Genomic DNA, 19,097 nt, shown 5'->3' with positions numbered 1-19,097 from the left:
TTTAATTGAAATATTAACTAATTTCCTTACCTTAAATTAACAAAAAAAGCGAGGAGCATCAGTAATGTGCTCATCGCTTCTTTTCATTTAATTTAACCTATCGAATAGATATAATCTGTCCTATACGTGAGATTTCAAAAATCTCCTTATTTCTTTCGTGGTGCTGCTGCACTTTCCCTTATGATTAGCTTCGTATTTATCGTGATTTTCTTACTAACTTCCCTTTTGGAGGACAGCTTTTCTACCAGTAAATCCACCGCCGTTTCTCCCATAATTTCTGTGTATAGTTTAACTGTTGTTAGAGGAGGAACCATATATTGTGCGGTAGCGACGTCGTTAAAACCAACAATGCTTAGTTCTTCCGGAATTTTTATACCAAGCTCATAGGCAGCTTTGTAGCAACCAACGGCAATGGTATCATTCGCGACAAATATCGCAGTCGGCTTTTGTTGACCGGATAACATTTCTTTTAAAAGGGTATATCCGTCTTTCGGATCATAGCCACCGATTTTTACTAATTCTTCTTTAAAAATATTCTTTTGCTTCAAATAATTTTCAAAAACATCCTGCCGCAAATCTTTGAATCGATTCCCATACATATCCGTTTCGACTCCACCAATAAAACCGATACTTTTGTGACCTAATTCGGTTAAATAATTTAGAGCATTTTTGGTGGCCGAAGGAAAGTCGATAATAACAGAATCAAAATACCGATCGTCCGGATTAGAATCGATAAAGACACAAGGTTTATCAAAGTTCTTAATACTTTCGATATCCTTGCTTTTGAATGTTCCAAGACATATAATTCCATCAATTTTTCTACTATACTCCGCATTGCCTCCCTTATCAATTCGGTAGAAGTCAATGCCTTTTAATTTCAGCTTCTTTTCCAAGGCAACCCTGATTGAAAGGTAATAGGTATCCACTAATTCCTCTTCCAACGAGAAAGAATCGTATAACCCTATTGTCCATTTACTCTTTGCCTTTTTCTTTGGAGTGATTACATAGGATAATTCCTCTGCAGCTTCAAAAACTCTTTTTCTTGTTTCTGGTGAGACATTTAATGTTTCATCGTAATTTAATACTCGTGATACGGTAGTTATTGAAACATTAGCTAATGTGGCTATCTCCTTTATTGTGGCCATTATTTCTCTACCTACCTTATTAATTCCTTTAATTTATTCCTTTTTAAAAAAGGAAGCTTAGTTTCTGATATGATAATAGCAATAAGAATGAGGATAGCACCAAACAACATTTTCATTGTCATCACTTCATTTAAAATAGCAACGGAAAATACCATGCCCCAAAACGATTCTGTCGAAAGAATAATTGCAGCCTTTGTTTCTGAAATCAATTTTTGAGCACTGGTTTGCAATAAAAAAGCAATCGTTGTAGAAAAAATCCCAAGGTAAAGGAGCGATACCACCCCATCCATTTCGACAGCATGGAAGGTTTCTCCTTTGAAAACGACAACGATAAATCCAATGATGGCCGCGGTCATCATTTGGATGAGAGTTAAAAGGATGGGATCTGAATCTTTCACAAATTTAGCCGTATAGAATATGTGGAAAGCAAATCCTACAGCACAGCCTAGTGTCAACAAATCCCCAACGTTGATTTCGGACGATAATTTCAACGATAACACACCGACACCGACCATCGCTAAAACAGCCCCCGTCAGTTCGTAGAAATCCATTTTTCTTTTATACAATAGGAAGCCGATAAACGGAACAATTACGACATTTACGGCCGTTAAGAAGGCATTTTTTGATGGTGTCGTAAATTGAAGACCGACCGTTTGCAGCGCAAACGCTAAATATAAAAAAATTCCCAATATCGCACCTTTGATGAGTGTACTTTTATTAATCGTTTTCAGTCTTTTATGGAAAATAACGCTTAAAATGACCGCTCCTACTAAAAACCTACCTGCTAAAATTTGGTAGGGAGTGAAGTGCTCTAAGGCGATTGCGCTGGCCACAAAGCCACTTCCCCAAATAATCGCTGTAACCGTAAGAGCAAGTTCCCCCATATACCTACGCATTTAATCCCTCCTAACTTTATCAGCCAACAGCAGCAAAAATACGCTCGATGTCCATGTGAAGGAGGTATCCACTAGCCCTTTACCGGTATGCGGATCAAAGTTTTCCGCCATTCCGCCTACAAGTGTGAGCTCGAGAAACTTATCCCGCAAGCGATTGCCAGCCTTTTCGTAGCCATTCTTTTTCAATGCATCAATAAACAGATACGTCACCGGCGCCCAGATTGGGCCAAGCCAATAGCCATTTTCTTTATAATGCAGACTATTCACGCTCTCAGTAGCGAGGCCGTATTTCGTTTCAAAGTTTGCTTCAAGGTCAGAAACTAACTGATCCATGACGTCTTTTTCAAGGCGGTAGCCAATCAGTACGGGCAACCGGAGAATTAAGCTGCTTCTGATTTCAATTTTTTCAGCATCCTTACCGACGCGCCCGTAAAAACCCTCTTCATCAAATAGTCTCTCGATTAACAAATTGAACATCTTGTCAGCACGCTCTTTAAATCGCACGGCTTCCACCTTTTCACCCAAGCGTTCAGCAAATGAGGAAAGAATATCATAAGTGCGAACTAAGAAGCTGGCAAGATCCGGCGCTTCCACCGGCATCCCCACATGAAACAACGAGGCATTATCCCATCCAGAATCATTGCCATGCTTATAATGCGGCAGTCTTCCTTGGAAGGTTCGATATTGATCATAGTAGTTCATGACTTTTTTCGTTGACTCATAAACCCATTTTAATCGATGCGTATCCTTAAAGTAATCATTTTTTTCCATTAACTGTTCATAGACATAGGCAAAGATCGGCGGTTTGATACAGTTGTAGGAAATAAACTTATCATTCACGAAATCCGGATAAGCACCACACACATCCTGGGTGTCCATAAATATTTTTAATTGGGCGAATGCGAGTTCAGGATGTTTTTCCCCTAAATTCAATGCGTTAAAGCAGTTGTCCCACGACCAGATATTATACATCCAAAGCTTTGACATATACATAGCATAATCTTTTAGTACTCCATCCGGATGAACGACGCTGGACCAAGTGATATAAGAAGCCCTCTCCAAGGAAGGTAGGTATCCTGTTCCTGTCATTCTAGGATTCATCGAATCAAACCAATCTTTATAGAGACGCTCTACTTGTGCTTTCCCTTGGGTAAAAGGAAGGTATTCCTTTTTTTGATAAACAGTTCGATAGCTTTCGATTACAAAATGGCCTTCTTTCATCCTTATATCGATAAAGTCATTTCCAATAATATTCCAAGGAGCATCTACTAACAGGTCACCAGTCAGGTTAACAATCATTAGTTTTAATTCCTTTGGATAGATATGATATTCGAACATCCCATCTTCCAATTCCATTAACGAATCATATTTTCCTTTTGTTGCTCTTAATCTTAACTCGACATCTTCAACATCAAAATGGAGTTCATCCTCTTCGGTCATAATGATTTCCGCAACACGTTCACCTTTTAAATAAAAGGATAAAGATACCTCCGAAGACTTTACCTCAAACACCTGTTCAACCCCGTGTTGCAATATATCCACCTGGAATAGCTTTGATGGCGCATCATCACCGCCATGGACATCCCTAATATATACATCCTCCGAATCCTTTTCCTTCGAAATACAAAAATAGGACCCAAAGCGGGAAAACGGTATTTCTCTTATGTCTAAATTCATCCTATTTTCTCCCTTATTATTTAGTCAAATAAGCAGGGTTTCCCCTGCCTATTACTATCTCACTTTAAAAAATTTACTTTCTTCCACTAGGGTATCTTTGTGAATACTCCTTATTTCTAGCTCAATTTCAAAGTCCTCGATTTTCACTTTGTATTGTGGAAGCTGTTCCTCACCACAGCTATTACTTCCAAGACCACTTTGTTGATAATCGATGGTTAACACATTGTATGGCGATTTTTGAATGTTTCCTCGATGTTTGGCTTCTTCCAAAGCACTTGTTTCATAATCATGGATGGTGAAATCTCTTACTTCTTTAAAATTAACTAATATCGATTGACTTCCCTTGGTTAAGGCTAAGAAAGAAGTATCACATCTCGAACCATTTTCCTGTGGATAGACATAATCCGTGTGCATTTCCTCGACATTTTTGTTGTACAAACCAATACTTTGACTCCTCTTGCTATCTTGATAACTCTCGGAATCTCCTCTGCCATACCAAGTCACATCACTGTACTCTTTGTTAAGATGCATAGTAATTCCGATTCTTGGGAGAAACTCAGGAATCTCTTTCCCTCTTATCACTTTAAAGCCCTTCAGGTGAAGGCTTAATACACCAGCTTGTGTGATTCTATATTGATAAGAGAGGTTAAAGCCCCATGCTTGGTTAACACTCGATAGATATTTATTGATTTCAAGGTCTACAAAGCCCTCATTCATTTGATAACTAAAGGAAATCAATTGTTCCTTTGCATTTTTTAAAAAGTACTTATTAATCCAAGCATCCTTCTTATACATATCATTGTCAATGACCGCTCTCCAAAGTGTAAGTTCCGGCCCTTTTTCAATAATCTCTTCCCCATTTAGTTGATGGGATAAGAGGACACCATGAACTTTTGAAAAAACAGTTTTAAAGCGGTCATTCTTTAGTACTAACTGTGTTGGTTCTTCCTCAACAGAAATAGCCTCTGCTGCCTCAAGATTGCTTACGACTGTTTTGTTCACTTTTGTCGCTTCTAGTAGAAAGCTTTCACTGGTGATGAGATGACCTTCACTTGCATAAAGAGTTTTCTCAGGTTCTGAATAATATAATCGGATGCGAACATCATCGTATTTTAAAGCTTCCTCAAGATTGAGAGGTAAGGTCATTACTCTTTCTCCCTGTGCGTGGATACTTGGAACGGAAATAGTCTTTTCTTCAATTAATTGATCAAAGGATTCAACCTTCAAGTGCAGCTGGATTCCTTCAAGGTTTCTAAAATCATATCTGTTTTTTATAATAATTTTTAGCTGATTAGGATCTACTACCTCGGTTACAATTGGTTCAATCACTTTTTGGTATTCAATCAGTCCAGGTGAAGGTGTGCGATCTGGAAACACAAGGCCATCGATACAGAAGTTTCCATTCGTAGGGAAATCTCCATAATCCCCACCGTATAAATAATAGACATTTCCGTCTTCATCTACTTTTTGGATACCATGGTCATACCATTCCCATAGGAATCCACCCTGTAACCTCGGGTATTTCCTCATAACTTCTTGATATTCTGTCAGCCCGCCAGGTCCATTTCCCATCGCGTGGCCATATTCACATAAAATATGCGGCTTTTTCCCTTCCGAATCCTTACCGATTTCTTCGAGGGCGTTTAATCTAGTGTACATCGTCGTATACATATCGCTATAGGCCGCCTGACGATCCCCTTCATAATGGACCAATCTTGTCGAATCAATCGCTTTGATGGCTTGATACATCGCAGTGAAATTTCGGCCGGCACCGGATTCATTACCAAGCGACCAAATAATGACACTTGGATGATTTCGATCCCGTTTCACCATTCTCACAGCCCGGTCAACATACTGCTTTTCCCATAATTCATTGTCACTAATCCAGTTATAATTCCCTGTGTTTTCAAAGCCATGACATTCAAGGTCGGCTTCATCAATCACATATAGTCCATATTGGTCACAAAGATCATAGAACACATCATTATTTGGATAGTGCGCAGTACGAACGGCATTGATATTATGCCGCTTCATTAAAATGACATCCTGAAGCATGTCCTCATAGGTTACCGTCCGGCCCATCACCGGGTTAAAATCATGGCGATTGACACCATTAAAGAAAATTCTTTTACCATTAACGCGGATTTCATTATCCACAATCTCAATCGACCTTACCCCAAACCTGAGCGGAACTATTTCCTTTTCTCCGTCTGCTAGATCATACTCCAATACCGCTTGATAAAGATTGGGTTCTTCTGCATTCCATAACAATGGATGAACCATTTCTCGAAGGATCTGGAATTCGCCATTTACCACCTTAACAGGAAACTGATCAACCTCTTTTTCTTGCAGAAAAAGCTTCACGTTCAACTCTTTTACATAACTGGTCAAAAACTGTCCGGTCAATTTCAAGGTAAAATTGGTATACTCTTTATCCGGCAAAGTTTCAATCGTAGCATCCTCTAATGTATCTTGATTGATGCGATACAGTTCCACACTCCGAAAAATTCCAGAGAGCCACCACATATCCTGATCTTCTAAGTAAGTTCCATCGGAAAACTGATAAACTCGTACCGTTAATCGGTTTTGACCATTTTTAACATAGTCCTTAATATCAAATTCTGACGGCATTCTCGATCCCTTGCTGTAGCCAACATGATCCCCATTCACATAAAAATCAAAGGCAGAATCGACACCGTTAAACTTGATAATGATTTTTTCATCTTCTTTTATATCTTCTAAAAGTAAATCTCTGAAATAAATTCCCGTCGGATTTTCCTGTGGCACAAAGGGCGGATTGATTGGAAATGGATACAAGACATCGGTATAATGCATGTTTCCATAGCCATTTAACTGCCAGCAAGAAGGGATCTCGATCTCATCGAAGTCACGAACATCGAAGTCCTCTGCCTCAAAATTATCAGGCGAAAATTCCGGTGCTTCTAAAAAGAGAAACTTCCACATTCCGTCTAACGATGTATACCCTATACTTTTTTCCTTATTAAACTTTAGCGCCTCAGTGAAGGCACTGTACCTGTAAAAATCAGCATGTGCCGGAAGTCTGTTTATATCTGTAAGGTGAATATTCTCCCACCTTCTCATTTCACGTTGCATATCAATTTCCTCCGAACTTTATTACTTAATCGAGCCGCTTATTCCTTCGACAATATGTTTTTGCGCAAAAGCAAAAGCAATCACTGGCGGAATGATCATCACGAGTGTCATCGCCATAATCGGAATAATTTGCAGCTCATGCACACCTTTAAATGCTGCTAACCCAAGGGCCATTGTATACTTCGATTGATCATTCAAATAAATTAATGGACCAAGGTAATCATTCCATACCAAAATAATATTTAAGACAGCAATCAAGGTTAAAGGTCCCTTCATGATTGGAAGGAAAATTTTATAAAAGATTTGGAACTCGTTGGCTCCATCGATCCGGGCCGCATTTTCTAAATCCTTCGGGATATTCATTAGAAACTGCCTTAGCAAAAAGATATTGTAGGCAGAACCGAAGAACGCCGGGATAATCAAAGGCTTTAACGTATTGATCCAGCCGAATAAATTAAATTCCATATAAAGCGGGATCATCGTCACATCCCACGGAATCATCATCGTAGATAACAGCAGGATAAAAAGAACATTCTTATATTTAAAATCGTACCTAGCAAAGCCGTAAGCTACTAAGGAACAAGATACCAACTGGCCGATTGTCGTCAGCACCGTTACAATGACTGAGTTCATAAAATACGTTCCAAATGGCTGGCTATTCCAAGCATCAATAAAATTGCTAAATAATGGAGTATCAGGTAAAAACTTTGGCGGGAAGCTAAATACTTCCGATTCTGTCTTAATGGCAGTTATGAATGCCCAAATAAAAGGAAAGATGAAGTAAAGGGAAAAAATCACAAGTATGCTATAAACAATGATTTTATGTTTCTTTGTAATCTTCATTATTTTTTACCTCTCTTTTTTTCCCTTTTTACCTCAGCCTCATAGAATACCCATGCAGAGGATGACTTAAAGATTACCATTGTTAAAATCAGGATAATGATAAACATAAACCATGCGTTTGCGCTGGCATAACCAAGGTGATGGTGTTTAAAGGCATTGTTATAAACAAATATTCCATAGAAATACGTAGATTTTAATGGTCCCCCACCTGTTAACAAGAGTACTAGTGTTAATTGTTGCAGGGCGGCAATGACGGATGTAATAACATTAAATAGAAGCGTTGGTGTGATGGTTGGAATCGTTATACTGATGAATTGTCTAATTGGACCAGCTCCATCAATCGAGGCAGCCTCGTACATTTCATTCGGAATCCCTTTAATATCAGTATAGAAAATAAGCATCATTGTCCCGACGCCCCAGGCACTGGCAATGACAATCGTTACGATTGCCCACTTCGGATCAATCAGCCAGTTTGGTCCTTCAATCCCAAGGAAAGATAGTAAATAGTTAAGCACACCATACTCTGAATTAAACATCCAGCCCCAGATAATCGATACGGCAACGCCCGATACGACCGCCGGCAGATAGAAGATTGTCCGGAAAACTTTGATTCCTTTGACTGGCTGCGTTATAAGAAGCGCAAGCACCAAGGCAATGAATAGGTTTAATGGAACAAAGATTAACGCAAATTTTAAGGTAATCGCCAGAGAATCATAGAACTGCGGGTCGGCTGTAAACATCTTGATAAAATTACCGAAGCCGACAAACTTGGTTTCACCGGCAATCGGCCAATCAAACAAGCTCATGATTAATGAAAAAGCTAAAGGCCCAAGAGTAAACACGATAAACCCAATGATCCACGGCATGATAAATAGAAATGGTACTTTTTTACTGATCAATGTGTAACTTTTTTGTTTTTTAGTAAACATAATTTTCCCTCTTAAATTGGTTTGACCTTATGGAAAAACTTGATGTTGTTAAATAGAAAAAGAGAATATATCACATATATCTGATATATTCTCTTTTTGATTATTAATCCTTACTTGACTGCATCATTCAACACTTTTTTAGGGTCGACACGTGTACTTGGATTAAAGATTTGTTCAAACACTAAGCTTAAATTCTCAGACAGCTGGCTCCAATCATCGGTGATAAAGGATGTTGGTGTATGCCCATCACTTTGCTCCAGCATTGTGTAAAATACCTTTTTAATTGGATCCTCTTGCAGCTTTTCTGATTCAACGACACTTTTCAGCACTGGAAGTTCAAATGAAATTCTTTCTTTATTAGCCTGTTCGCCTGTCCAAAACTCCATAAATTTAAAAGCGGCTTCTTTATGCTTAGAATCCTTCGACATCGCAATACCGGAGGAGCTAATAATACTTGCACTTTTGTTATTTCCAAACGCTGGGAGCTCTACGACTCCATAGTTAATCCCTGCCTCTTTAAAGGCTGAAAGGTACCATGCTCCATTAATAAACATTCCTACCCGGCCCGATTTCATTTCAGTATCACCAGAGCCCTCGGTTGTAATGGCAATTCCATCTTTAAGCATGTTTTGGAACATTTCAAACGTCTGAATCGACTTAGGTGAATTTAAGTTCCCTTTCAAATTCCCTTTACTATCGACATAGGATGTACCGTTGCTCCATAAATACATTTCAAAATCATATGGATCCGGTTTACCTGGGAAGGCAAATCCTGTGATTTTCTTATCTTTATCAGTTAACTTTTTAGCTGTTTCCTGAAGGTCTTCCCATGTCCATCCAGCTTTCGGATATTCAATCCCTTTTTGATCAAATAAATCTTTATTATAGTAAACAACATGCGTAGTATAGCCCACTGGAAGTCCAAAGACTTTTCCGTCTACAGAATTATAATTCCACAATGTTTCATAAAAATTTTTCTTATACTCTTCGCCTCTATCTTTTATATAAGAATCGAGCGGTTCCAAAGCATCTTTATATTGAGGGTAATTCCACATATACATGATATCCGGAGCGTCCTTTGCACCGATACCCGCAGTAATTTTAGTGTCATATTCTCCGCCATAAGCTTCCAAATCCACTTTAATATCAGGATTTTCAGCATTGAATTGATCAATAAGCTTTTGTTGTAATTTTATATCATCCCCCACATCCCATGTAGCAAACCTTAACGTGACCTTCCCATCCTTCGCTGACTCTTTGTTTGAACCGGACGAGCTACAAGCAGTTAAAAGCATTGCTGCTACAATCGTAAAAAGAAATAATAATTTCACCTTTTTTAAACTCTTCATCTTATCACTCCTAGAAGTTTATAGGCTTATTATAATTTCTATTTTACTAAAAGTAAATGCTTTCAATTTGATTTTTACTAAAATAATTTTTGCCAATTTGCAATCGTTTGATTTTATCACGAGATAAAATTTACTATTAAATTGGTAAAGTTAGTGACTCATTTACGTTTGAGGGTATTTGTTGCCGGCGGAACCTCCTAATTTGCTTCAATATGAAAAATAAATGAAGTATAATCCTTTTTAATCAGTGGCATGGATAATCCAATCTTCATTAGTTCGTCTCCATAAAATGGCCGTTCGCCGTTGTTCACTTTGTATTTCATCTTTGGATTTAGCCCACGTAATTTAAGGTGGAAAAAGGGCGGATTTGGCGTTGCCAGCGTTTTATAGTAAAACACAACCGCCTGTTCCTGATTTGTTGTAACATACATCCAGGCAGTGTCCATTCCTTCAAATGGACTTAACAGCCGATACTGGTCACCGAAAAGAACGATATCCTTTATTTGATGATAACGGGTGATTTGTTCTCGAACGACTGTTTTATCATCAGTGCTGAGTTTGTCGACATTTAATTCGAATCCCAAATTGGCTGCCATCGCAACATGACATCTCATTTGTAAGGGCGTTACCCTTCCTACCTGGTGGTTCGGTACATCTGAAACATGTGCTCCCATCGTGATCGCCGGGTAGACAATGCTTGTTCCATATTGAATTTTTAACCTTTCAACTGCATCGGTATCATCACTTGTCCACGTTTGCGGCATATAAAATAGCATACCGGGATCAAAGCGACCGCCGCCACCCGAGCAGCTTTCAAACAAAATCTGCGGAAATCGTTGAGTTAATTTTTCCAAAATCCAATAAAGCCCGAGCATATAGCGATGAGCTGTTTCCTTTTGTCTTTCAGGAGGAAGACCGAGCGACCCCACTTCCGTCATATTGCGGTTCATATCCCATTTCACATAGGAAATCGGTGCACTTGTGAAGATGTTTGTCAAAGTTTCTAGTAAGAAATCACACACTTCCTCCCTGCTTAAATCCAGAACGAGCTGGTTTCGAGAAAGTGTCCGACTTCTGCCTGGCACATGCAAACACCAATCGGGATGCTTTCGATACAAATCACTGTCCGGTGAAACCATTTCCGGTTCTACCCACAATCCAAATTTCATATTCTTTTTCCTCATATAGTCAGCGAGCCCAGCTAGACCGTTGGGCAATTTCTCCTTATTAACGACCCAATCTCCTAATGAACTTTTATCATTATTGCGATACCCAAACCAGCCGTCATCGAGGACAAACAGCTCGATTCCAAGGTTTTCTCCAGCATCGGCAATTTCCTTTATTTTTTTCTCATTAAAATTGAAATAGGCGGCTTCCCAATTATTGATAAGGATGGGCCGAGTTTTGTCGCGGTAAATGCCCCGGCACACCCTGGTTCGTAATAATTTATGAAAAGTTCTCGACATCCCCCCAAGGCCTTCTGAAGAATAAACCATTAGAGCCTCGGGTGTTTGAAACGTTTCCCCAGGCTTTAACAGCCAGATAAAATCAAACGGATTAATCCCGATGCTGAGCCTAGTTGTTTGCAATGGGTCTACTTCAATGGAGGCTTGAAAATTCCCGCTGTATACGAGACTAATTCCATAAACATCGCCATGCTCTTCGTTCGCGCCCTTTGCTAGTAAAGCTACAAAGGGATTGTGCTGATGGCTGCTTGCGCCTCTAGCAGAAGAAATTGATTGAGTTCCATGATGGAGAGGTTGTCGTTCAATATGACGTTCCCGCGCCCATGTTCCTTGAAGGTGGAGCCAGTCCCAATCCGACTCGTGAAAATCTACTGACATACTCATACATTTATGTAGCTCGATAGCATGACTGCCCAGATGCTCGAAGGAAACCGATCTTGTTATCACATCAAGGTCACGGTAAATCGTATAATTTAGATTCACCCCAATGCCAAGCATTGAATCTACCATGGTTATGATCAAGGTGTCTGCCTCCGATTCGTCTTCTATATAGGCAGAAGGCAATCCCTTTAGCGGACGCTTCCCTTTCAAAATTTCATGGGAATCATAAACAAACTCCGTAATCGTTGACCCGTCGCGGGTGCGAAGCTGATAAGCAGGCTCACGGAAGTCCCCGGTACCAAACGCAGGGTACTCCTGCGGCAATGTATCGAGTGAAAATTGGGTATCCGCAGGCTCGGGAGTTGGCGAAAAGGCCCTTCCTTTAAACGTCAGGATCGATATAGGCTGGAGCACCTGCACCCGCCTGCCCCAATATAAATGGGCAAGGTATTTTCCATGAACAATTTGCATCAGATAACTGATATTACTATTATATAAATGAAACACTTGATCCCCCTCATTCCACTCAATCGGCATAAACTCTCACTCCTAGAAAGAATATATTTTTACTATTATATTTACGAATATGGTAAAAATGGTGTCAGGCACCAAAAAGTGTATTTGTAACGGGATAAAATGAAAAATTTTGTGGATGATAAGTTTGGGAAGTTATCTCTTCATTTATTTTAAAACTTTTTTCTAGAAATGAATGTAGGACGTGTAATAATGGGGCATTTAAATTACCTGATTGAACATTTCGGTTACTTGGGAATTATTATGGCTTTGATTGGCGGCATTATTGGACTGCCCATCCCTGATGAGGTTCTGCTCACCTATGTGGGCTATACTGTTTTCGCAGGAAAATTGGCTTATCTGCCATCGCTATTTTGTGCTTTTATTGGGGCGTGTAGCGGAATCACGCTAAGCTTCATTTTAGGTGTCAAATTGGGCATACCATTTTTACATAAGTTTGGCCCTAAACTTCACATAAGTGAGGCACGGATTGACCGAACAAGAAAATTATTTAACAAGTTTGGGCCTTTCCTCTTGATCATTGGCTTTTTTATTCCCGGGGTCCGGCATATTACAGCATATCTTGCTGGAATCAACCGCTATTCCTATAAAAAGTTTGCCTTATTTGCCTATTCAGGAGCGGTCATCTGGTGTTTTACTTTTATCACCCTCGGCAGAGTACTGGGAGGGAACTGGGTTATTGTTGGCACCTACCTTTCCAGGTATAGTATCTATTTAATCCTCTTACTCCTCCTCGGATTTATTATTATTTATTCCTATAGGAGAAAAAGAAGAATAGTGAAAAATGCCTCATCATGACTTTTTTGAAAAAATCACCAATAAAAAAAAGATGCCCTTCGTTTGAAGAGCATCTTTTTTTTATAACCTTACCAGCCGCGGCTGGCTCCGCCTCCGCCTGATGATCCGCCTCCGCCTCCGCGCGAACCACCGCCGCCGCCGCCTCTGCCTCCGCCACGGGAGATAATGGAGAGGAGGAGATAGGTGAGGGTACCGCCAAAAAACTTAAAGTCAAGAAATATGGCAACGACCACGATAAGAATGATGAGCCAGGACGGGATGCCGCCCCCTTCATCCTTTGAAACTGCAGGATTCGGTGCTGTCTGCTCTCCACCTTCAATTCCATATTCGGCAAAAACCTCGTTTGCAAGTGCTTTATATGACTCAATTACTGCTTTATTCGGCTGTTGGTTTTTCAGATAAGGAATAGCATATTCATCAAGAATCCGGCCAGCCTTTCCATCTGGGATCCTGCCCTCCAGCCCATAACCTACGTCAATTCTTACCTTCTGTTCTTTCATCGCTAAAACGAGCAACACGCCATTGTCTTCTTTTTTGCTTCCGATTCCGTATTGCCGATATGCCTCGTTTGCAAAATCCTCGATTGTTCGGTCACCAATCGTGTCGACTATTAACACGGCAACCTGTGCCGTTGTTTGATCTTCAATGCTTCTGCCTAAATTGATTAATTTCGCTCTTTCGGTTTCGGTCAGTACAGAGGCAAAATCCTGTACATAAATATCTCCTACTGGAGCTGGAATTTGGACATCCTCAGCAAGTGCAGTCGCTGCACCCAGAAAAAAAGTGAAAAACACCAAAATAAAGCTGAAGGCCCTCTTCGCTTTCATTACCCATTGCCCCCAAAGTCAACCTTTGGCGCTTCCCCAGCTTTAGGATCCGCTTTGAAATATTCCTTTTCATCAAATCCGGCAATTCCTGCAATAATGGAACCAGGAAGTCTCTTCACCTTTTTGTTAAAAACAGCTACCTGATCATTGTAATCTTTCCGAGCTACGGCGATTCGATTTTCCGTCCCAGCGAGCTCATCCATTAATTGGGTAAACTGCTGATCAGCTTTCAGATTTGGATAGTTTTCAACGACCACGAGTAACCGGCTTAAAGCGCCCGATAATTCTGCATTTGCTGTCGCTTCCTCCTGCGGCGTATTGGCACCGGCAAGTCGTGCACGTGCATCTGAAATGGATGCGATTACTTCTTTTTCATGTGACGCATATCCTTTTACGGTACTCACTAAGTTTGGAATTAAATCCAGCCTTCTTTGCAGCTGATTTTCGATTTGAGCATGAGACTGATCCACGTTTTCTTCCAAATTGACAAAGCCGTTATAACTTGACATGAACATGAGGCCGAAAATAACAATAACGGCGACCACAATTCCAATTCCTAACCATCCTTTTTTCAAATGAACCACACTCCTTTCTCACCTATAATATATATCACTTAAAAAATAGGTTCCCTTTTTCAGCAATAAAATAACCCCTCTATTAAATCAATTGTTTGATTAATCTTCCGGTGAATTTTTTTAAAAATTGACTTTATCATAGTTGAATTGTAAATTTCCGGTCCTTTAATGTATCCTTTGTGTATACTCTTTCCACGTATTGGAGTTCTTTTTCAGACATTAACAAAACCGTTGAACTCCTCGTCCCGTAATTCTCACTCTTAATAAACAGCGGCGACAGCATTTTTTCCCATTCTAATGAAACTCCTGTTTTTGGAAGAGATTCATCTGGCGTGGGGTCGGCATTTTGCAGGAGGGATAAAAGTTTTTCTACGATCTCCTCCTTTTGACCATTTATGATTTGGGCCAGCCCCTCCTTCCCCTTTTCCACCTTTGGCCATCTGCTATTTAATAAATGATTGCTGACCCCATATAGACCTGACTCTAGTTTTTGAAGAGTCTGCCCGATATTCGAATAGTAATATAGTTCATTCCCGTCTCCGGCCAATAAATTGTACCCCGGATAAAAGTCCTTATGAATTTCTAGCTGTTTCATATAATCTTTTACATTTCCATTGTGTTTCAGGGCATCAGCGACCAACTCTCCACGTGAGCGCTTACCACTCGTTAATTCTTTCGGGTTCCGATAATTGGTCAAAGCGGCAAAGCGCCCGCCGGTCGTGATGCCCATCCACGTCCCCATTTTTTCTAAATCCCGACCTGCTAAAATTTCGGGTTGATCTTCCCAAAAATGTGCAGGGGCGGTTGGTCTTTGATAAAATTCATCACGATTTGCTGTAACAATAAGCTTATATTCCTTATGGACTTGATAGGCAAACAAGATTAAACACATTGAAAATCACTACCTTTATTATTAATTGATTATCGACATAGGTTCGTTTATTCCGTCCTTCCCCATTCATAATTCGGCGCTTCCTCCATAAACCCTTCAAAAACAAGTCACAGGACGTAATAATGGTGTAAGAAACCGAATTATTTTTTCCTTTTCGAAGAAAATAATATTTATGGGTGTGCACAAAAAATATTTTTGAGACGGCAAGCTATGATGTATGGTAAACTAGCCCACGACTTGTAGTAGAATTTGGAATCATAATGGAGTGGTTATATGAGTAAAGCTAAGGGGAAAAGCGGAACAGGCAGAGGAACAGGCAAGAAGGGCTGGAATCGCTGGCAAGCAAGTGCCAATAAAGCAAAAAGTGCTAAACCTTATGTCAGTAAAGGTGTTAAGAATCCAGCAGGTACCGGCACTACTAAGAGTGATTCATCCGAAATGTAGCGTTCAATCAGTAATTGCATTCGTGGTGTTAATTTTATTAGAGAAAAGTCCCCAAACCCTAAAATTATAAGGGATTGGGGACTTTCCAACAGCCTTTTAAACCACTAATCGTATTTGATTTCCTGACGGATCACTTGTTACATAAAAATCTGTTTCTTTCTTTACCGTGGCGCCAACTTGCTGAAGTTGTTTTATCACAGACTCTCTTGCTGCTTCATCAGGAAAGACAAGTGTGTACCAGTTTAAGCCAACACTATTTTTCGGTGGTATAGGTGCACCCACTCCCTGCCATGTGTTGATCGCAATGTGATGATGATACCTTCCAGTGGACAAAAATGCCGCTTGCGGATAGTAACTAACAACGTCAAATCCAAGCCCTTTTGTGTAAAATTCCTCTGCTTTTTTAAGATCCCCTACGTGTAAATGGATATGACCCATAACCGTCTCCTGAGGAAGACCTTTCCATTCTGCATCACTTTCTGAAAGAATCCCTTCCGCATCCAACTGCTCAGTTGCCATTTCCACTAAATTATTTTTCCACGTCCACTCCACAGAAGGACGATCTCGATAAACTTCAATCCCATTACCATCTGGATCATTAAGATAAAGTGCCTCGCTCACATAATGGTCTGCAGCCCCTAGTGGGTATCCTGTCTGAATCAAGTGCCGTAAAAAGACAGATAAATCAGCCCGTGATGGCAGCAAAATCGCAAAATGATACAAACCAGACATTTTCCCTGCCTTCGGAATAACATCAGCGGGCTGTTCAAGCGTTAATAGAGGAGTTTTCCCGTCCACCGTTAAAACCGCTTTACGATCCGTTTTCTCCAATACCTGAAAACCCATTATATTTTGATAAAAAGTCACCGAATAGTCGAGGTTTTTTACTTTAATATTAACCTCACCGACATATACATTTGGTTCCTGATGAAACTTCTCCATTCCTTTCCATCCTCCAAACTCTTATTTTTACAATCAGCATTTATGTTTCTTAGTTTTAATATGGTTTTTATCTTTTGCTTCATTCATACCACTGTAAAGCGGAGGAAAAATTCCCGTCGTTCTCCTCCACTTAGAGTGTACCTTGGATTTATCTCGAATTCAAGTATTTGCAATTTAAAATATTTTTTTAAACTACACACAGTTTTTACATTCTTTTTACACTAGGTTAAGAAAAAATCCATTATTTCCTAATACAATGGAGTAAACAACCACATTGGAGGGATTGGATGAAGGTAACTGTTGCAGGAGCAGGATATGTAGGGTTGGTCACTAGTGCATGTTTAGCAGAATTAGGACATCAGGTAACATGCATTGATATTCAAAAAGAGAAAATTGACTTGCTCCAATGCGGCCGTTCCCCCATTTATGAGCCGGGATTAGAGCCACTTTTAGAAAAAAATCTGCGCAACGGGCAACTGCATTTTACAACTAATCCTCATAAGGCCTATTCAGAAGTTGATATCATTTTCATTGCAGTCGGTACACCTGAAACACATGACGGTTCAGCAGACCTAAAATACATACATGTGGTTGCCCATACGATCGCCAACTACATTGAGCAGGATGTGATTGTTTGTACAAAAAGCACGGTTCCAGTCGGTACGAACGAGCTCATTCAACAAATTATTGACAGTAGAAAACCTCCGAATCTCCAAGTAGAAGTGGTTGCCAATCCGGAATTTCTTCGCGAGGGCGCAGCGATTCTTGATTTTTTCCATGGAGACCGAATTGTGATTGGCACCAGTCATCCTGAAACAGCAGCTTTAATGGAACAATTTTATCTGCCATTGAAAATTCCGATTATAAAAACAGACATCAGAAGTGCAGAAATGATTAAATATGCTGCCAATGCCTTTTTAGCAACAAAAATTAGTTTTATCAATGAGATCGCCAACATTTGTGAACATATCGGAGCCAATATAGAAGAAGTGGCTTTTGGAATCGGTCAAGATAAACGAATTGGCCAGCATTTTCTCAAAGCAGGAGTTGGCTATGGAGGCTCTTGTTTTCCGAAGGATACGAAAGCACTTGTTCAGATTGGCGGGAATTTTAAGCAACGTTTTGAATTGCTTGAAGCTGTCATTAACGTTAATAACCGTCAACAATCGCTGCCTGTTTTGAAAGCAAAGCAAAAGATCGGTTCGTTACATGGAAAAAAAGTTGCTTTACTCGGGTTAGCCTTTAAAGCAGATACAGATGATGTCCGTGAGTCAGCCGCTTTAACGATTGTAAAAGAATTGCTTGAGGCAGGCGCCGATGTTAGTGCCTATGATCCTATTGCCATCCCAAATGCCAGAAAGATCCTAGGGGACGCCATAGTGTACACGGAAGAAATTCGGCAGGCAATCCAGGATGCTGACCTTGCCATCATCGCAACAGACTGGGAACAAATCAAGCATCTCCCATTGGAGGTTTATCTGACCCATATGAAGAACCCGATTGTGATTGATGGGCGAAATTGTTATTCGCTTCAAGAAATTAAACAGCTTCCGATAACTTATCTATCTGTAGGAAGACCTGACCATCCGATAGTAAATGACAAGTTTAAATGAAAAATTGTTAAAGGGGCAGAACAAGATGAGATGGATCCATGCATTTTATGGCTTCGAATGCCGGGTGTTGTTACGGGTAAACCGCCATTTTGATAAAAAAATATTAAATCTCTTTTTCCGTACAGTCACACATCTTGGAGGAGCTGACATTACGATTGCAGCATCTTTTCTTCTCATACTTTTATCATCAGGCAGCCCAAAATTGACAGCAATCGCCAGCGCTCTCGCGTTATCTGCCAGTCATATTCCTGTCCATATCATCAAACAGCTGTTTCCACGAAAAAGACCTTATTTGATGGTAGAAAAAACAAAGTTCCCTGCTAACCCATTACAAGATCATTCATTCCCATCGGGTCATACAACGGCAATTTTTTCCGTCGTGACCCCTTATGTTTTATACCTGCCACAACTGGCACTTGTGCTCATTCCTTTAGGGCTCTGCGTGGGACTATCGAGAGTTTATTTAGGACTTCACTATCCTTCAGATGTCCTTGCCGGAGGAATCCTTGGTACGATTACTGGGATTGTCTGCTTTTGTTTATTATGTCTGTAATAGTGTTAACATTAAAAAGGGTGACAGGCACCGCAAAAAGACACTGTCCATTTGATGTGGACATTCTTGCGGTGCCTGTCACCTTCTATGATTCTTGATTTTGAAATGGGATGTTTTTG

General features: G+C 40.1%; 16 protein-coding genes. 4 read left to right on the top strand and 12 right to left on the bottom strand.

Annotation, left to right across the window (positions count from 1 at the left end; all coding sequences use genetic code 11):
- Nucleotides 1-146: 146 nt before the first annotated feature.
- The 8 genes from ACIQXV_RS15035 to ACIQXV_RS15000 all read right to left on the bottom strand — a co-directional run bounded on the left by ACIQXV_RS15035 (nt 147) and on the right by ACIQXV_RS15000 (nt 12,337).
- Entirely contained in the window at nt 147-1,145 is a 999-nt protein-coding gene (locus ACIQXV_RS15035) for a LacI family DNA-binding transcriptional regulator (RefSeq protein WP_402960016.1), read from the bottom strand.
- A gap of 11 nt (nt 1,146-1,156) precedes the next feature.
- Nucleotides 1,157-2,041 carry a DMT family transporter gene (locus ACIQXV_RS15030; RefSeq protein WP_402960015.1) on the bottom strand — a complete coding sequence of 295 codons (885 nt, stop codon included), beginning with the start codon at nt 2,039-2,041 and terminating at the stop codon, nt 1,157-1,159.
- On the bottom strand, nt 2,042-3,718 hold the full coding sequence (locus tag ACIQXV_RS15025) for an amylo-alpha-1,6-glucosidase (RefSeq protein WP_402960014.1): 1,677 nt from the start codon (nt 3,716-3,718) through the stop codon (nt 2,042-2,044). It lies immediately after the preceding gene.
- 54 nt (nt 3,719-3,772) lie between these two features.
- Nucleotides 3,773-6,832: a glycoside hydrolase family 2 TIM barrel-domain containing protein gene (locus ACIQXV_RS15020; protein ID WP_402960013.1), complete on the bottom strand. Its 3,060-nt coding sequence runs from the start codon at nt 6,830-6,832 to the stop codon at nt 3,773-3,775.
- A gap of 21 nt (nt 6,833-6,853) precedes the next feature.
- Nucleotides 6,854-7,675 carry a carbohydrate ABC transporter permease gene (locus tag ACIQXV_RS15015; RefSeq protein ID WP_402960012.1) on the bottom strand — a complete coding sequence of 274 codons (822 nt, stop codon included), beginning with the start codon at nt 7,673-7,675 and terminating at the stop codon, nt 6,854-6,856.
- Complete coding sequence (locus ACIQXV_RS15010) at nt 7,675-8,604, bottom strand: carbohydrate ABC transporter permease (protein WP_402960011.1); 930 nt, start codon at nt 8,602-8,604, stop codon at nt 7,675-7,677. The genes ACIQXV_RS15015 and ACIQXV_RS15010 overlap by 1 nt, the downstream gene beginning before the upstream one ends.
- Nucleotides 8,605-8,714: 110 nt before the next feature.
- Nucleotides 8,715-9,953, bottom strand: coding sequence for an ABC transporter substrate-binding protein (locus ACIQXV_RS15005; protein WP_402960010.1), 1,239 nt, complete (start codon nt 9,951-9,953; stop codon nt 8,715-8,717).
- A 197-nt stretch (nt 9,954-10,150) separates the two neighbouring features.
- On the bottom strand, nt 10,151-12,337 hold the full coding sequence (locus ACIQXV_RS15000; RefSeq protein WP_402960009.1) for an alpha-galactosidase: 2,187 nt from the start codon (nt 12,335-12,337) through the stop codon (nt 10,151-10,153).
- A 189-nt stretch (nt 12,338-12,526) separates the two neighbouring features.
- On the opposite strand from ACIQXV_RS15000, the gene ACIQXV_RS14995 reads away from it, so the two are divergent.
- Nucleotides 12,527-13,132, top strand: a complete 606-nt coding sequence (locus ACIQXV_RS14995; protein ID WP_402960008.1) for a DedA family protein — start codon at nt 12,527-12,529, stop codon at nt 13,130-13,132.
- 68 nt (nt 13,133-13,200) lie between these two features.
- On the opposite strand, the gene ACIQXV_RS14990 is transcribed toward ACIQXV_RS14995, so the two are convergent.
- The 3 genes from ACIQXV_RS14990 to ACIQXV_RS14980 form a co-directional block, all read right to left on the bottom strand.
- A complete protein-coding gene (locus ACIQXV_RS14990) occupies nt 13,201-13,959 on the bottom strand; it encodes a TPM domain-containing protein (protein WP_402960007.1) in 759 nt (252 codons plus the stop codon).
- The gene (locus ACIQXV_RS14985; RefSeq protein ID WP_402960006.1) at nt 13,959-14,534 is read right to left on the bottom strand and encodes a LemA family protein; all 576 of its coding nucleotides are present in this window, start codon (nt 14,532-14,534) and stop codon (nt 13,959-13,961) included. Before ACIQXV_RS14985 ends, ACIQXV_RS14990 begins: the two co-directional genes overlap by 1 nt.
- A 136-nt stretch (nt 14,535-14,670) precedes the next feature.
- The gene (locus ACIQXV_RS14980) at nt 14,671-15,426 is read right to left on the bottom strand and encodes an NRDE family protein (protein ID WP_402960005.1); all 756 of its coding nucleotides are present in this window, start codon (nt 15,424-15,426) and stop codon (nt 14,671-14,673) included.
- Between the two features lie 273 nt (nt 15,427-15,699).
- Between ACIQXV_RS14980 and ACIQXV_RS14975 the strand changes: the two genes are divergently transcribed.
- Complete coding sequence (locus ACIQXV_RS14975) at nt 15,700-15,870, top strand: DUF3934 domain-containing protein (protein WP_402960004.1); 171 nt, start codon at nt 15,700-15,702, stop codon at nt 15,868-15,870.
- Nucleotides 15,871-15,966: 96 nt separating this feature from the next.
- Here ACIQXV_RS14975 and ACIQXV_RS14970 read toward each other — a convergent pair whose 3' ends face one another.
- Nucleotides 15,967-16,812: a VOC family protein gene (locus tag ACIQXV_RS14970; RefSeq protein ID WP_402960003.1), complete on the bottom strand. Its 846-nt coding sequence runs from the start codon at nt 16,810-16,812 to the stop codon at nt 15,967-15,969.
- 287 nt (nt 16,813-17,099) lie between these two features.
- Between ACIQXV_RS14970 and ACIQXV_RS14965 the strand changes: the two genes are divergently transcribed.
- On the top strand, nt 17,100-18,425 hold the full coding sequence (locus tag ACIQXV_RS14965; protein WP_402960002.1) for a UDP-glucose dehydrogenase family protein: 1,326 nt from the start codon (nt 17,100-17,102) through the stop codon (nt 18,423-18,425).
- 25 nt (nt 18,426-18,450) lie between these two features.
- On the top strand, nt 18,451-18,978 hold the full coding sequence (locus ACIQXV_RS14960; protein ID WP_402960001.1) for a phosphatase PAP2 family protein: 528 nt from the start codon (nt 18,451-18,453) through the stop codon (nt 18,976-18,978).
- Nucleotides 18,979-19,097: the final 119 nt, after the last annotated feature.

Source organism: Neobacillus sp. NPDC097160 (assembly GCF_044762155.1).
GTDB lineage: Bacteria > Bacillota > Bacilli > Bacillales > Cytobacillaceae > Neobacillus.
This window is presented reverse-complemented; position numbering and strand designations above follow the sequence as displayed.

Bases quoted from the DNA above. Each gene is read 5' to 3' on its own strand.
- ACIQXV_RS14990 (WP_402960007.1), bottom strand. From the start codon at position 13,959: ATGAAAGCGAAGAGGGCCTTCAGCTTTATTTTGGTGTTTTTCACTTTT.
- ACIQXV_RS15010 (WP_402960011.1), bottom strand. From the start codon at position 8,604: ATGTTTACTAAAAAACAAAAAAGTTACACATTGATCAGTAAAAAAGTA.
- ACIQXV_RS15035 (WP_402960016.1), bottom strand. From the start codon at position 1,145: ATGGCCACAATAAAGGAGATAGCCACATTAGCTAATGTTTCAATAACT.
- ACIQXV_RS15000 (WP_402960009.1), bottom strand. From the start codon at position 12,337: ATGCCGATTGAGTGGAATGAGGGGGATCAAGTGTTTCATTTATATAAT.
- ACIQXV_RS14980 (WP_402960005.1), bottom strand. From the start codon at position 15,426: ATGTGTTTAATCTTGTTTGCCTATCAAGTCCATAAGGAATATAAGCTT.
- ACIQXV_RS14960 (WP_402960001.1), top strand. From the start codon at position 18,451: ATGAGATGGATCCATGCATTTTATGGCTTCGAATGCCGGGTGTTGTTA.
- ACIQXV_RS15025 (WP_402960014.1), bottom strand. From the start codon at position 3,718: ATGAATTTAGACATAAGAGAAATACCGTTTTCCCGCTTTGGGTCCTAT.
- ACIQXV_RS15005 (WP_402960010.1), bottom strand. From the start codon at position 9,953: ATGAAGAGTTTAAAAAAGGTGAAATTATTATTTCTTTTTACGATTGTA.
- ACIQXV_RS15030 (WP_402960015.1), bottom strand. From the start codon at position 2,041: ATGCGTAGGTATATGGGGGAACTTGCTCTTACGGTTACAGCGATTATT.
- ACIQXV_RS14995 (WP_402960008.1), top strand. From the start codon at position 12,527: ATGGGGCATTTAAATTACCTGATTGAACATTTCGGTTACTTGGGAATT.
- ACIQXV_RS15020 (WP_402960013.1), bottom strand. From the start codon at position 6,832: ATGCAACGTGAAATGAGAAGGTGGGAGAATATTCACCTTACAGATATA.
- ACIQXV_RS15015 (WP_402960012.1), bottom strand. From the start codon at position 7,675: ATGAAGATTACAAAGAAACATAAAATCATTGTTTATAGCATACTTGTG.
- ACIQXV_RS14965 (WP_402960002.1), top strand. From the start codon at position 17,100: ATGAAGGTAACTGTTGCAGGAGCAGGATATGTAGGGTTGGTCACTAGT.
- ACIQXV_RS14970 (WP_402960003.1), bottom strand. From the start codon at position 16,812: ATGGAGAAGTTTCATCAGGAACCAAATGTATATGTCGGTGAGGTTAAT.
- ACIQXV_RS14975 (WP_402960004.1), top strand. From the start codon at position 15,700: ATGAGTAAAGCTAAGGGGAAAAGCGGAACAGGCAGAGGAACAGGCAAG.